The following is a 12,431-nucleotide window of genomic DNA, read 5'->3' on the forward strand; positions in this document are numbered from 1 at the left end:
CCCGGCCGACCCGAAGGAGAAGCATGAACCTGCCGAACACCGAACCGCTCCCGCCCGTCAGCGGCGGCTCGCTCACCGAGCTGCGTGACCTGCTGAACGTCACGGACGAGTCGTGGGCGCGCATCGTCCCCTGGCTCGTCACCGGGTTGCTCCCCGACATCCCGCGCCCCCTGCTGCTCCTCACCGGCGGACCGTGCAGCGGCAAGTCCCTGACGGCCCGGATGCTCGCCCACCTCCTGGACGCGGGCGTCGTGCCCTTCGGCCGGCTCCCGCACAACGAGGACGCGTGGCAGGCCGCACAGGCCGGGGCGGTCGCCGTGTTCGACAACGTCACCCGCATCCCCGACGAGACCTCGGACCGCCTGTGCCGCGCGGTGACCGGCGGCACGACGGTACGGCGCCCCCTCTACACCGACACCCCGGTCACGGTCGAGGAGCCCAGCCGTGCGGTCATCCTCGCCGGGACCATCGCGCCCGACGAGCTGAGGGCCGACCTGGTGGACCGCACGGTCGTCGTGGAGCTGGAGCACATCACCGCGCCCCGGCCGGAGTCGGCGCTGTGGGAGGCGTTCACCGAGGCCCGCCCGCGCATCCTCGGCGCGCTGCTCGACCTCCTGGTCGTCGTGCTCGGCAAGCTGCCGGCGCTCCGGGAGAAGGCCGACCGGGGCGAGATCCCGGCGCACCGGCTGGTCGACCACGCCCTCGTCATCGTGGCGCTCGAAGAGGCTGTCCCGAGCGCGGGCGCGTAGGAGACTCGACACCACCGACCCAAGGAGGGGCAGTGACCGCACAACCCGAGCACCACGACGTCGCGCCGCCGATGCGCACGCTCGCCGAGCTGCGCAACGCCCTGAGCGTGTGGGGCATCCCGGGCGACTCCGAGAAGTTCGAGAGGGAGCTGGCGGACGCGGACCTGGACGACCTCACCCGTGTCCGCGAGATCACCCAGGCGTACCGGCACCGGGTCCTGCTGCGGTGCGACCCGCAGGCGATGGCGGCCCTGATGCGCCCCACCCACGACGTCGCCTTCGAGCTGGGCCAGAAGATGGCCGAGAGGAACGCCAGGTGACCTACGCGTTCTACAGCGACGCCGCCGAGAAGATCCTGCGGGGCGACCTCACCGTCAGCGAACGGACGGCCGTCATGTCGGTGCGGGCCTCCCTGGAGGATGACCCCACCCCCGACCACGCGCGCGGGCTGCCGGACGCCGACCCCCGCTCGGAGTCGTACGCCATCGACCTGCTCCCCGAGCAGACCGGCGGACGCGGGATCACCGTCGTCTACCGCCACGACCGGGACCTGGACGCCGTGCTGATCCTCTGGCTCATCGCCGGGCCCTGATCCGGCGCCACCACCGAAGCGACCCCCGGCAGGGTTAGTGCCGGGGGTCGCTTCGTGCCCAGGGTAGGCGCGAGCCCACCGGCCGCCGGCCCCGCCACGACTCGGACCGCCCCCGGTCCGACGACGAAGAGTGTCTTCACCGATAGCTTGCTCGACCTCGGTCGGGCACGCGGGAGAGTCATACTTCCGCGCGGGAGTATGACTCCCGCACCAACTTGCTCCTGGCCGGGGAGTGTCCCGGCCTCCATCTTGCTGCCCTCCTTGATCGGGCCTCGCCCACCCCGGCCCGCCGTCGACAACGACGACCAGGAGCACCCCGCCGGACAGCCGCCCGCGCACGTACACCTCTGGCACTTTCGCTCTCCGGCCCGCCACACGGACTCCCCGCCCGCTGACCTGCTCTTCCGGCAGACGCCATTTCGTCCCGGACGTAACGGCTGCACGAAGCACACCATGTGCATTGCCTTCGCCCGCCGCGCGGCTCCGCTGACCTGCGCGTTGCGGAGTTGCAAGAGATGTCACCCCGCCCGATCCCGCCCCGAGGACCGTGCGCACCCCCGGCGAACGACGCCTCGATGACCGCGCACCTCTGGCACTTTTGCATCGGGCGTGCTGACCTGCGCCGATTCCACGGCAAGGCCAACCCGGTCACAGCTCATGCATTACGAATGACCTAGGTTTCGTCCGTGACGAATCAGCAGCGGCCGTACACCGACGAAGAACTCGCCGAGATGCTCGGCGTGCGAGTGCCGACGACCGAGAACGACGACCAGGAGCAGCACGGCGACGTCCTCGCCGAGCGCGTGAAGACGACCGTGCACGACCGCCTGGTGCGCCGTACGTGCGAGTGGTGCGGCGACCCGATCGACTACTCCGGCGTCGGCCGGCCCCCGCGCTACTGCAAGGACTCGCACCGCAAGCGCGCCTCCGAACTGCGCACGGCGCAGGCCCGCGCGGACCGTCCGGTCGACGCCGGCGGGCGCACCACCGAACCGGTCCGGGAGGTCATCGAGCGCACCGAGACGGTCACCCGCACCGTCGTACGGCGCGGCCCGGGAGAGGTGCGCCGCATCCCCGCGGCGCGTGCGAGCGGTGCGCCGTACACCCTGCCGGAGGGTGCGCAGGAGTGGTTCCAGGCCCTCCAGTACCTCGCGGGCGATGCGCAGTCCGGGAGGTTCACCGCCGACCAGAGGGCGATGCTCGCGGGTGCCTGCGAGGCCGTCGTGGACGAGCTGCGTCGCGGTTCCGGGCTCACGCTGGCGCCCTACTCGGCTCCCGTTGCGCAGCCTGCGCTCTCCCGTGCAGAGCGTCGCCGCCGGGAGCGGGAGGCTCGCAAGCATCGCGGTTGAGGACCCCTCAGCCGCCTGCAGAACAGAAGCCGGACGAGGGTCTGCACCGTCGATCCGCGGCCGGACAGCGTCCCCCCGACGTCGTTCTCGGCGAGCAAGTTGGTGCGGAAGCATAGCTTTCCGCGAGCCCGGCCGAGCCGAGCAAGTTGTCCCGCACGACCGTCCTACGGCGGTCGAGCAAGTTATCCCGTGAGCATCGCTCCCGGGGTGCGCACCGGCCGGGGGCTGCCGGTGCGCTGGGTGTCGTGCACCACCTGGCGGGGGTGCGCTGCACCGACCGGTGCGCACCCGCCGGCGGACGGTGCAGCGCACCCGGTGCGGGTGGCGACGCACCACGTCGTGCAGCTGCACGCGGTGCGCGCCCACGGCCCCTTCAGCGCGTGGCGGACGGGGTCGGTGCGCGCCGTCTTTCGTCACGGACGAAACCGAGGTCATTCGTAATGCATGAGGTGTGACCGTCTCGATCATGAAGCGCGGAGCGCGGTGGACGGGACGGTCGATGCGCAGCAGCGGGTGTCCACGGTCGGGCTCTCCGAGCACGGCGGTGGACACCCGGGGTTCCGTTTGGGGTCCTGTTGCGAGTCCCGTTTGGGGTCCCGTTTCGGGTTCTCTACCGGGTCCCGTTTCAGGTCCTCTTCGGGAAGCGGGCGGATACCGGTGCAGCACGGCTCTGACCTGGAGGACCAGGGGTGCGCCGCGAGGGCCAGCGGACGCCGACTACTTCCCTGGGGACCCCTCTGGCTCCCGCGAGATGCCCGGCCCAAGGGTCCGCCGGCCTTTGTGGTCGGCCACCGCCCGGTGCTCGACGTCGTCCAGGAGCTGCTCTGCCTCGACGCGCTCGGCGAACAGCAGCCGCGGCGCGGGGCGTGGTCCTGGCGGTGCTCGGGCCGGTGGCGACGTCGGGTTTCGGGGCCCCCGGTATCGGAGCGGAGTGACGATACCTTGGTCCTCGCTCACCGGCTTGCCCTACAACTGGCTCTACAACTGGCCGTACAAGTTGCCCTACAGCTTGCTTCCGGGCTTGCCGTACAACTTGCCTCCACGCGGCGGCAGCCGCGGTTCTCTCGTGGGGCTGAGCTGGGTGGTCAAGGGGCGGCGGCGGTGCTCCGGCGCGCCGACTACTTCTGTACGGCACCCCCTCCGGCTGGTCGACGTACGAAGTCGCACCTCTGGTCGCGCTCCTGGTCGCGGTTCTGGTCGCGCCTCTGGTGCCGTCTCAGGTCGCGCCTCTGATCGCGCCGGCCTTCGCGCGGCCGTGCCTCACCCGGCCCTGCGACCAGCACGTTCGGCACGGTCTCCGGCGACGTCGCACGCCGACTACTTCCCTACGGACCCCCCTCGGGGCGGGAGACCGTGCGAAGTCGTGTCCTCGGCGGCGGCCTGGCCGTCGATGTCGTCGTGCTCCTGGTCGTGCTCGCCGTCCTGGCGGTCGAGTTTCTGGACTTTCTGGACCGCCCCATCGCGGGCGCGCGCGAAGACGAACGGACCAACCCGACGCGCGGTCCGCGGGCTTACTGGGGTCAGTAACCCACAACTCGCTGCCGCCCCCTGATGCCGAGCCGAGTCCCCCAGGGGGCGGTGTCCTCCGGCGCGGACGGCCGCCGCCAGGACGATGCCGGACCGCGCCGGGGGATGCCGACCGGAGCGGGGGCCTGGGGGCCGGCGAAGGCCACCAGCGGCCACCGGGCTCAGGCGCGGCCCCGTCGACGGCCGCCACGAAAGTGGGCCCAGTTGGCACTAACTCGCTTCCGCTCCCTGCGGGCGAGTGAGGGCCGGACCGGTCGCCACGTCCGCCGGCGGAAACTCCCGCCACCCGACCGTGCCCGGTCGCCGAGGAAACCCCGCGCGCCGAGTGCGCGGCGGCGGCTTACTGATATCAGTGAGCACTAACTCGCTTCCGCCCGCTGCCGTGCGGTTCGTCCCGGCCGCCGTGGTGGCTACTGGGTGGCTACGCCGGTATCCACGCGTTGCCACGGCCGTCTCCGCCCGCAGGATCGTTCCTGACGAACCGGAGACCGTCCCGGAGCGCGGGAAGGGCCCCGTGCGCGCCCGTGGGCGGCTCCGGGGCCCCGTTGGTGCCCTGTGGCGCTCTCAGCGGCTCTCAGCGGCCTCCAGCGCCGCCGTGGGCTTCGTGGCGGCCACCCGGTCGTCGTACTCGCGCAGCATTCGCATGACGGTCGGCGCGGACGGGTGCTGGCCCTTCTTGCTGCCCTTGGTGATGACGAGCCGCGACGCGATCTCGCGCAGGCTCAGCTCCTGGTCCCGCAGATGCAGCGCCATGCCGAGCATGTCGTCGTTGGTGACGCTCGCACCGCCGATGCTCTTGCCCCGGAGGCGGGCCGACTCGTGTCCCTCCAGGGTGCGGTCGCGGATGTACTCGCGCTCCATGCCCGACATCGCGGCGAGCACGGTGAAGACGACACCGCCCGGGTCGTGGCTGCCCTGGAGGTCGCCGGTGAGGAACTGCAGGCCGATGTCGCCCGCGCGCAGCTCCTCGGCGAGCACCGCGAGGTCCATGCCGCGGCCGAGCCGCTTGTGCTCGTGCACGACGAGGGTCACCGCGACGCCGGAGGCCCGGATCTCGCGGGCGAGGGTGACCGCCTTCTCCAGCTCCGGGCGCGAGGTGACGCGGGTCGAGACCTTCTCCGAGAAGACCCGGGTGACCCCGGCCTCCGCGAGGGAGTCGAGCTGGGAGTCGAGCGACTGGCGGGCGGTGGACGCACGGGCGTACCCGATGCGGACGTGGCCGACCGGTTCGGCGCCGGCCCCGGCCGGGCGCGGCAGCTCCACCCAGGCCGTGCCCGGCTTGCGCACGGCGGGCACGGGGACGTTCAGCGCCTTCGCCAGCGAGGGCACGAGCCGGAACCGGGCGGTGTGGTACTGGATAGCCACCCGGCCCTTGGTCGTACGGCACGGCGAGCCCGCCGGGGCCGCGCAGGTGGACATGGGGCAGTCGTGCGCTTCAACGCGCTGGAAGTCGTCGGTCACGCGATCACTGTTTCATGTGTCTGTTTCAGATGCCAGACCATTTGAAACAGCCTATGAAACAGAAAACGGCCAGTGCCGCCGTTGCTCGGCGGGGTGTTACATGAGCGACCACCTATGTAACAGCCGCTCCGGCTCTCCATGATCCATCGTTACGGCTACGCGTCACCGGGTGACGTCTCCGGCAACGAGTGTTCGGAAGCGTCACGGAGCCCGGCCCGGAGCCTCCAGGCCCTCGTACGGCAGCGCGGCGAGCAGTAGACCGAGTCACGCCGCTTGCGCAGGGAGACGCTCCACCCGCAGACCGGGCACCGGCCCTCGACGTACCGGTCGACGCCGCCCGCGAGGATCTCGATCCCCTGCTGGACCGCGCGCTGGAAGATGTTCTCCCGGCGCTGGACGCGCCGCCAGTGCCTGCTCCGGCACGTCGCGTCGCAGTACCGCCGGTTGGGCCCCGCGTCCTTCGGCAGCACTGCCCGGCAGCAGCCGCACCGTCGCACCTTGCTGGTCACCTCTCCAGCATCCTCGCGGTCGGGGACAGCCGTCCCCCACGGGAGAACGATGATCCGACCGGGTACCCCGGGTACCCGCCGCGCCCCCGGCCGCCGGCCCCCGCTCCCCGCACATCCTCATACCCCTGAGTTGGAGCAGGATCGGCCTCACCCTGTTGGACTTGCAAGCCTGTGAGCTGCGGAGAGTCCGCAATGTCCGACGAGTTTGGTCGACCACCGGGTGGTGGACCGGTTGCACGGGTTCAGCCGGTGGTCCGTACGCCCTTCCATCCGGGTCCGAGTCCTCGCCGCGGCGGTCGCTCGGAGCGCGGCGCGGGCACCTCGGGCGCCTCCTCGACGGCCCCCGGCACGAGTCGGCGGCGCAGTGCGGCAGTGGCGGCCGGCACCGCCGCGAGGGCGCGCGCGGCCTCCGGGTCGATCGCCGCCAGGGCCTCGGCGAGGAGGTCGATGGCATCGGCCGCGTCCTCGACCGCGCCCGCACTCCAGCTCCCCGGCGCCACCACGTCGACCAGCTCGCACACCGCGTCCGCCACCGCTTCCGCCCGCTGCTCGACCCCCGGCCCTGCTTCTCCCAGCCGCTCCACACCCATCCCGACGACCACCAAATGCCCGCCGCCGCTCTCCCCCTGCTTCATCCCCGCACCCTTCCTGACCCTGCTCACCGACCCTGACCTCCCGACCTGCCTCCCCTCATCCTTCTTTGACCTCAGCCCCGTCCCGACCGACACCACACCCACTCAGAGGGACGAAGGGTGGGTGTGGTGTCGGTCGGGACGGGGCGAACGCGCAGCTCACCAGCACCCTGGGGAGGCAGGTCGGGAACACCCTCGGAACACCCTGGGGCATGGGCTGGAGTACACCCGTGTTTACACTCGCGGCCTTGACCGAGTGATCACGAAGGGGGCCGTGGTGGACCAGGGCAGGCGATGGCAGCTCACCTCTCGGGACCTGGAGCTGCTGGGGTGGGTGGGCCGCTGGCGCGGGGTGACGTCCCCGCAGATCGCCCGCGGCTTCGACCTGTCGGTGAAGGTGGTCGAGCGCCGGATGCGGGCGCTGTCGGAGCTGGGTCTGGTCGAGGGCCGGCGGATGCTCGCCGACGTCCCGCGCGTGCACTGGCTGACCCGGGCCGGGATGACTGCGGTGGGCATCCACGGGGACGTCGCCCGCCCGAAGCTCGCCGAGCTCCACCACGACCTGGCGGTGGTCGACGTCGCGCACTTCATCGAGCGGAACCGGCGGCACCTGGTGGTGACCGAGCGGGAGATCCGGCGGCGCGAGCCGAACCCGGCGGCCGGCCACGAGTGGCGGCTGTACGACGGGGTCGAGATGACGGCGGGACTGGGCACCGGCGGCCTGAAGTTCCCCGACCTCGCCTCGGTGCGGCTGGAGGAGATGGACGTCGTGTGGGCGCACGAGCTGGAGCGCACCCGCAAGGACGTGCCGCGGCTGACCCGGCTGATGCTCTCGTACGTGTGGTCCGACGCCGTCACGTACGTCATCTACTGGACCTGGCCGGAGCTGTACGACAACACGATGCGGGCAGCCGAGGCCGCGAACGCGTCGGCCCGGGAGCTGGGCCGGGGGCCCGCGCCGATCGGCGTACGGGTGTGGGAGCCCTCGTTGCTGGACTCGCTGGAGAGCGGCACCGCGTAGCCCCACCCGGCATGACGAAGGCCCGCGCCACTGTCGGCACGGGCCTGTTTCGTCCTGGACGGAACGCGAGTTGCAAGAGGTGTCAGTCCCGTCCGTCTACCGCCCGCGGCCCCGGTGGAAGCCCTGGTGTGCGGCGGCGCGGGCGGCACCGTGGCGTCGCTTGCGCGCTTCCTCGGGGATCTCGGCGACGGCCTCCAGCTCGGTGCGGATGGCGTCGGCGTCCGCCGGCGGGCGGCCGGTGGTCCGTTCGTAGTCGGCGAGCAGCTCGTGGACGAGTCCGGTCAGCCGGGTGATGCGCGGGTCCCGGAGCCGTTCGAGCGGGACCTGGGCGTACGTCTCCTCGAACACGTCCGCGTCGACCTCGACGGGCAGCGCGTTGCGGTCGGTGCTCCACTGGCCGGTGTCCGCGTCGTACACGGCGGGCCGGAGCGTGACGACGGTCGAGCCGTACTCGCGTCCCCAGGACCGGTAGTGCTCTCCGGCCGGGGAGCGCCAAACGTCGGAGGCCGACATCAGGCGCCCACCTCCCCGCGGCCACCGCGCGGCAGGAACCGCCGTGAGGTGCGCGGCCGTGGCCGGTCGGCTCGTTCGACGGTCACCTCCTGGTCGCCGTCGCCGGGCGCGGCCGGTGCCTCCAGGAGCAGCACCTCCATGAAGACCCGGGCGCCGCCGTCGCGCCGGTTCGGCACGACCGACACGTTGCCGAGGACGACCTCCGGGGATGCCTCCAGCGCGCGCTGCACGGCGTCGGCGGTGCGCTGTGCCTTGCCCGGGTCGGAGTCCATGATGCGCAGCGAGGACATCAGGCGCTCACCTCCGGCAGGCCGACGCCGTACCCGTCCAGCGTCCACGCGGCCCTCTCCCAGACCGGCTCGGTGCCGTCCGCGATCCGGTGCAGCACTGCCGCCATCGACTGCCCGTCCGCCGCCACGTCCAGCGAGCGCGTCCACGGCATCGGGAGGTCGCCGCTCCACTCCCACGGGGCGCACGCGGTGGTGGACGAGTGCCGGTCGGTCCAGCCGAACCACCCGGCCCAGATCCGCGTCACGCTCGCGTTCGCCACCGAGTGGTGCACGGCCCACGGGTGCAACGGGTCGCGGCCGGAGGCGACCGGCCCGGAGTTGGCCGGGCGCAGCAGGGCCTGCGGGTAGCGGCGGTGCGGGCCCATGAAGTCCGGCTCCTCGACCACCCGCCGGTCCGCCAGGAGCGAGTCGAGCTGGTCGAGCACGGCGCCGCGCTCGGGGCTGCCGTACTCCCCGGCCGGGGCGGCGTAGAGGACCTGGCCGTCGTGCACGGCCACGACCGCGACGCCCTGGGCTTCGGGGAACGAGTCGGGTTCGACGTCCACGACCAGGAGCACGGCGGCCGGGTCGGCGAGCAGCTCGCGCGCGAGGGTCTGCGCCTGGTTGTGCTGGCCCCACAGCGTCATCGCGTACCGGCACGGATCGCAGAACCGGCCCTTGCCGAGCGGCTCCGTCTCCTCGGCGCCGCACCGCCGGCACCGGTACTGCAGCTCGCGGGCGCGGTCGAGGACGGCACGCTGCGCGGGCGACACCGTGCGCTTCGGCACGGCGGTGTCCACGTCGTACAGCGGGGCGTAGCTGTTGCCGTTGTAGAGCACCTGGCCCACCGGGTCGGCACCGGGCTTGAGCGGCGGGTCCATCCGGCCAAGCTGGGTCTTGGTGTGCAGGCCGTCCGGGACCTGGTCCCAGCGGGTGTACCGGGTAAGACCCGGAAGGGGCGGAATCGAGCGGGGCAAGACGACCTCCTGTGAAGGTTCCTGTAAGGCACGGTAGAGCCGAATACCAGGCCGCGCAACAACCCGAAAACGCGGGTTGACCTGCGCGTTTAGTCGCGCGTTATCTAGCTTGCTTGAACCTTTTTCGCCAGCAGAAATGCTAGCGGTTTAGCAAGCACCGTGGAACTCATGAGACCGTCCTACGCGCGTGCGCGTGAACGGTCTCGGGAACGGGTCTGTGATCCGGTCTATCTAGCTAGACTGCGCGCCATGTCGCTGATGCCTTTCGTTGTCGCCCTGGAGCCCGATGACCTCACCGCGCTCAACGGCGTCGTGCGGGCCGGCCACAAGGCAGAGCAGGAATGGCTGGACGCGGCCCGGAAGATGCACGGCATCAAGTTCCTGCGGGGCAAGGCGCTGAGCGAGGCCCGCAAGGAGATCCGGAAGGAGTTCCGCCGGCTCCGCGAACGGGGCAAGCTCGCCGGAACCCGCGACCTGGTGGTGAGCCGCGAGGTCCGCGCCGAGCTGAAGCGCCGGGGCCTGGACCAGGAGTACGACTCCGTCCCCGCCGAGGAGGCCGCGATGCCCGGCCGCCGGGTGGGCACCGGCCCGCAGCACTACCAGCGCAGCGGCTCGGAGCCGACCAAGCTCACCGGCCGGATGCACGTCAAGCTCCCCGGCTCCCTCGCCGAGCAGCTCATCCGCGGCTGCTACTGGACGTCCGCACCGGCCGTGACCGCCCTGTGGGAGTGGCAGGAGCGGTGGGGAGACGGACCCGAAGTCATCTTCCGCGAGGCAGAGCGGCGCGGCGCCGTCACCATCCTCGACCTGTGGTGCGCCGCGATGGCCCCCCGCCCGGACGCCGACGCCATACTGCAGAAGGCCCAGCTCCAGGCCCAGATCGTCACCACCGGCGACATCATCCGTTCAGCGGTCAAACGCGCCGCTCGCTGACGTTCGTTACCACTCACTACCACTCGCTGACACCGACATTGCTTTCACCTGCCCTTTTGCGGTCAATCAAGCTAGATAGCGCGCGAAGTTCAGCGGGATTCCCTTCGATTGGCCCGCTGGCTTTTCCGCTTGCGGGATCACAGGCGGGAAAGCGTGCGGGTCAGCTTGCGCTTAGGCAAGCAGTGTCGGCACTCTTCGGCTTACCTGAAAGAAGGAGGGAGGACCCGTGGCCGAAGACCCGGACATCGTCGCTGAGGTCAGCGAGAAGGGTGGCGTCGGCAAGACGTCACTGACGGCGGGGCTCATCGCCGTGGCCGCCGAGATGGGGTTGCGGGTGGGCGGTGTCGACCTGGACCCGCGTTCGACGCTCACCGACGAGCTGGGCATCACCGACCCCGTGCTGTCGGTGAACGACATCTACTACGTGGACCCCGAGAAGCCGCCCCGGGACCCGGCGCTGATCGCGCGCGACGCGTTCGTCCCGGCGGGGAAGGGCTGGCCGTCGAACGTACGGGTGCTGCCCTGTATCCGGAAGTTCGGCAACCGCGAGACCGATGCCACCACCGGCATGGAGTTCCGGTTGAAGCGGGCGCTCTGGGGGCTGCGCGAGGAGGTCGACGTGTTCTTCCTCGACGTCCCGCCGCGCGCCGGCGGGAAGCTCGTGGGCTCCGCGCTGATCGCGGCCAAGAAGGTGCTCATCCCCGCGACGCTAACCGACGACGGTCACGACGGTGCGACCGAGGCCATGACCTCGATCGAGCACTACACCAACCCCGGCGGCCTGAACGAGGGGTTGAAGGTCTCGGGGGTCGTGCGGAGCATCGTGCCGCGCGAGAACGAGTACCGGCAGATCCACCAGGACTGGAGCGACCGCCTGGTCGAGGACTTCGGGGACCTGGTCCTGCCGACCATCATCCGCAACTACGCCATCCGCGAGGTGTGCCGCACCGGCTCCATGCCGATCACCGCCGCACCGGGCCGGGAGGCGAAGCTGCTCCAGGAGGTCTACCGCGAGGTCCTGTTCCACACGCTGCCGCACCTGAAGGAGAAGTCCTGATGCCCACCTTCGCCGAGAAAGCCCGCCAGGCGCAACAGGAGAAGCGCTCGGGTCAGGGCGAGAAGGACCCCGCTGATCTCTCCGGCTCGCAGGAACCGGACTGGGACAACCCTGACTCCTGGGGTGGCGACGGGTCCGATGCTAGCGATTCCGCCAGCGGGAATGCTGGCGATTCAGCGGACGGGAACGACGGCCAGGCGCCGGAGCCCGCGGCCCCGGTCACCCGGACGCCCAAGGCCGCCTCTCGTACGGCCCGGCGGCGAGGCCGGCCGCGCGGTCCGGATCGTGAGGCGCTGACCGTGCGCGTCCTGCCCGCGACCAACCGGATGCTGACCGTCGCGGTCGAGGAGACCGGCCTCAATCCGCAGACGATCGTGGAGGAAGCGATGCAGGCGCACTTCCGACGACTGAAGATCCAGGACCCCGGGCCGGAGTCAGCTTCCGGGGAGGGTGCCGCGTGACCGGGTTCGAGGAACCCATCCTCACTCTCCGGCTGCCCGTCCTGCTCGACTGGGAGCAGAACCGACCCGGCGGCTGCCGGTGTCTGTGCGCGATCTTCCACCGCCTCCCGGGCGCCACCGGCTGCACGACGGCCGCCGAGCCCGGCCTACTGCTGCGTGTCGAGACCCCCGGCGAGACCAGCGGACCCCTGCCGGTGTGCATCGGCTGCTACACCGCGCTCGCCCCCCTCTGCGTCTGACCGACCCGCCGACGCCCGCGTTTCCGCCTGCTTTTCCGCAAGCGGGAACGCGGGCGTCCTGCTGTCCGGGCAGCACCGGCCCGCTGGTGGGACGCACTCTGCGCGGTGGGACGCCCCCGGCGGCGCGCCTGGAGGGGGGGGG

The 12,431-nt window shown here is 71.5% G+C and carries 16 protein-coding genes; 10 read left to right on the forward strand and 6 right to left on the reverse strand.

The window, feature by feature from the left end; translation table 11 throughout:
- The first annotated feature begins 23 nt into the window (after window positions 1–23).
- The 5 genes from IE252_RS41470 (at window position 24) to IE252_RS41490 (ending at window position 4,217) form a co-directional block, all read left to right on the forward strand.
- On the forward strand, window positions 24–749 hold the full coding sequence (locus IE252_RS41470; protein ID WP_190094697.1) for an AICE element replication initiation protein: 726 nt from the start codon (window positions 24–26) through the stop codon (window positions 747–749).
- A 32-nt stretch (window positions 750–781) separates the two neighbouring features.
- Window positions 782–1,069: a hypothetical protein gene (locus IE252_RS41475; RefSeq protein WP_006351130.1), complete on the forward strand. Its 288-nt coding sequence runs from the start codon at window positions 782–784 to the stop codon at window positions 1,067–1,069.
- Entirely contained in the window at window positions 1,066–1,341 is a 276-nt protein-coding gene (locus tag IE252_RS41480; RefSeq protein ID WP_006351129.1) for a hypothetical protein, read from the forward strand. Before IE252_RS41475 ends, IE252_RS41480 begins: the two co-directional genes overlap by 4 nt.
- A gap of 686 nt (window positions 1,342–2,027) precedes the next feature.
- Window positions 2,028–2,690 (forward strand): hypothetical protein, encoded by a 663-nt coding sequence (locus tag IE252_RS41485; RefSeq protein WP_190094698.1) that lies wholly within the window; start codon window positions 2,028–2,030, stop codon window positions 2,688–2,690.
- A gap of 1,353 nt (window positions 2,691–4,043) precedes the next feature.
- Entirely contained in the window at window positions 4,044–4,217 is a 174-nt protein-coding gene (locus IE252_RS41490) for a hypothetical protein (protein ID WP_190094699.1), read from the forward strand.
- Window positions 4,218–4,781: 564 nt separating this feature from the next.
- Here IE252_RS41490 and IE252_RS41495 read toward each other — a convergent pair.
- The 3 genes from IE252_RS41495 to IE252_RS41505 form a co-directional block, all read right to left on the reverse strand.
- Window positions 4,782–5,678: a recombinase family protein gene (locus tag IE252_RS41495; RefSeq protein ID WP_229849142.1), complete on the reverse strand. Its 897-nt coding sequence runs from the start codon at window positions 5,676–5,678 to the stop codon at window positions 4,782–4,784.
- 155 nt (window positions 5,679–5,833) lie between these two features.
- Window positions 5,834–6,187: a hypothetical protein gene (locus IE252_RS41500; RefSeq protein WP_190094700.1), complete on the reverse strand. Its 354-nt coding sequence runs from the start codon at window positions 6,185–6,187 to the stop codon at window positions 5,834–5,836.
- A 242-nt stretch (window positions 6,188–6,429) separates the two neighbouring features.
- Window positions 6,430–6,822, reverse strand: coding sequence for a hypothetical protein (locus IE252_RS41505; protein WP_190094701.1), 393 nt, complete (start codon window positions 6,820–6,822; stop codon window positions 6,430–6,432).
- A 253-nt stretch (window positions 6,823–7,075) separates the two neighbouring features.
- Here IE252_RS41505 and IE252_RS41510 point away from each other — a divergent pair, with 253 nt between their 5' ends.
- Complete coding sequence (locus IE252_RS41510; RefSeq protein ID WP_190094702.1) at window positions 7,076–7,840, forward strand: helix-turn-helix domain-containing protein; 765 nt, start codon at window positions 7,076–7,078, stop codon at window positions 7,838–7,840.
- 96 nt (window positions 7,841–7,936) lie between these two features.
- Here IE252_RS41510 and IE252_RS41515 read toward each other — a convergent pair whose 3' ends face one another.
- The 3 genes from IE252_RS41515 to IE252_RS41525 are packed head-to-tail and all read right to left on the reverse strand — an operon-like array spanning window position 7,937 to window position 9,599.
- On the reverse strand, window positions 7,937–8,353 hold the full coding sequence (locus IE252_RS41515) for a hypothetical protein (RefSeq protein WP_190094703.1): 417 nt from the start codon (window positions 8,351–8,353) through the stop codon (window positions 7,937–7,939).
- The gene (locus IE252_RS41520) at window positions 8,353–8,643 is read right to left on the reverse strand and encodes a hypothetical protein (protein WP_190094704.1); all 291 of its coding nucleotides are present in this window, start codon (window positions 8,641–8,643) and stop codon (window positions 8,353–8,355) included. The genes IE252_RS41515 and IE252_RS41520 overlap by 1 nt, the downstream gene beginning before the upstream one ends.
- Window positions 8,643–9,599 (reverse strand): hypothetical protein, encoded by a 957-nt coding sequence (locus tag IE252_RS41525; protein ID WP_190094705.1) that lies wholly within the window; start codon window positions 9,597–9,599, stop codon window positions 8,643–8,645. The genes IE252_RS41520 and IE252_RS41525 overlap by 1 nt, the downstream gene beginning before the upstream one ends.
- Before the next feature lie 249 nt (window positions 9,600–9,848).
- Here IE252_RS41525 and IE252_RS41530 point away from each other — a divergent pair, with 249 nt between their 5' ends.
- The 4 genes from IE252_RS41530 to IE252_RS41545 all read left to right on the forward strand — a co-directional run bounded on the left by IE252_RS41530 (window position 9,849) and on the right by IE252_RS41545 (window position 12,289).
- On the forward strand, window positions 9,849–10,532 hold the full coding sequence (locus IE252_RS41530) for a hypothetical protein (RefSeq protein ID WP_190094706.1): 684 nt from the start codon (window positions 9,849–9,851) through the stop codon (window positions 10,530–10,532).
- A 226-nt stretch (window positions 10,533–10,758) separates the two neighbouring features.
- A complete protein-coding gene (locus IE252_RS41535; RefSeq protein WP_190094707.1) occupies window positions 10,759–11,589 on the forward strand; it encodes a ParA family protein in 831 nt (276 codons plus the stop codon).
- Complete coding sequence (locus IE252_RS41540; RefSeq protein WP_190094708.1) at window positions 11,589–12,050, forward strand: hypothetical protein; 462 nt, start codon at window positions 11,589–11,591, stop codon at window positions 12,048–12,050. Before IE252_RS41535 ends, IE252_RS41540 begins: the two co-directional genes overlap by 1 nt.
- Complete coding sequence (locus IE252_RS41545) at window positions 12,047–12,289, forward strand: DUF6372 family protein (protein ID WP_190094709.1); 243 nt, start codon at window positions 12,047–12,049, stop codon at window positions 12,287–12,289. Before IE252_RS41540 ends, IE252_RS41545 begins: the two co-directional genes overlap by 4 nt.
- Window positions 12,290–12,431: the final 142 nt, after the last annotated feature.

The organism is Streptomyces melanogenes (assembly GCF_014649795.1).
GTDB lineage: Bacteria > Actinomycetota > Actinomycetes > Streptomycetales > Streptomycetaceae > Streptomyces > Streptomyces noboritoensis.

Coding starts and splice junctions, on each gene's coding strand:
- IE252_RS41470 (WP_190094697.1), top strand. CDS start 24: ATGAACCTGCCGAACACCGAACCGCTCCCGCCCGTCAGCGGCGGCTCG.
- IE252_RS41515 (WP_190094703.1), bottom strand. CDS start 8,353: ATGTCGGCCTCCGACGTTTGGCGCTCCCCGGCCGGAGAGCACTACCGG.
- IE252_RS41520 (WP_190094704.1), bottom strand. CDS start 8,643: ATGTCCTCGCTGCGCATCATGGACTCCGACCCGGGCAAGGCACAGCGC.
- IE252_RS41540 (WP_190094708.1), top strand. CDS start 11,589: ATGCCCACCTTCGCCGAGAAAGCCCGCCAGGCGCAACAGGAGAAGCGC.
- IE252_RS41530 (WP_190094706.1), top strand. CDS start 9,849: ATGTCGCTGATGCCTTTCGTTGTCGCCCTGGAGCCCGATGACCTCACC.
- IE252_RS41505 (WP_190094701.1), bottom strand. CDS start 6,822: ATGAAGCAGGGGGAGAGCGGCGGCGGGCATTTGGTGGTCGTCGGGATG.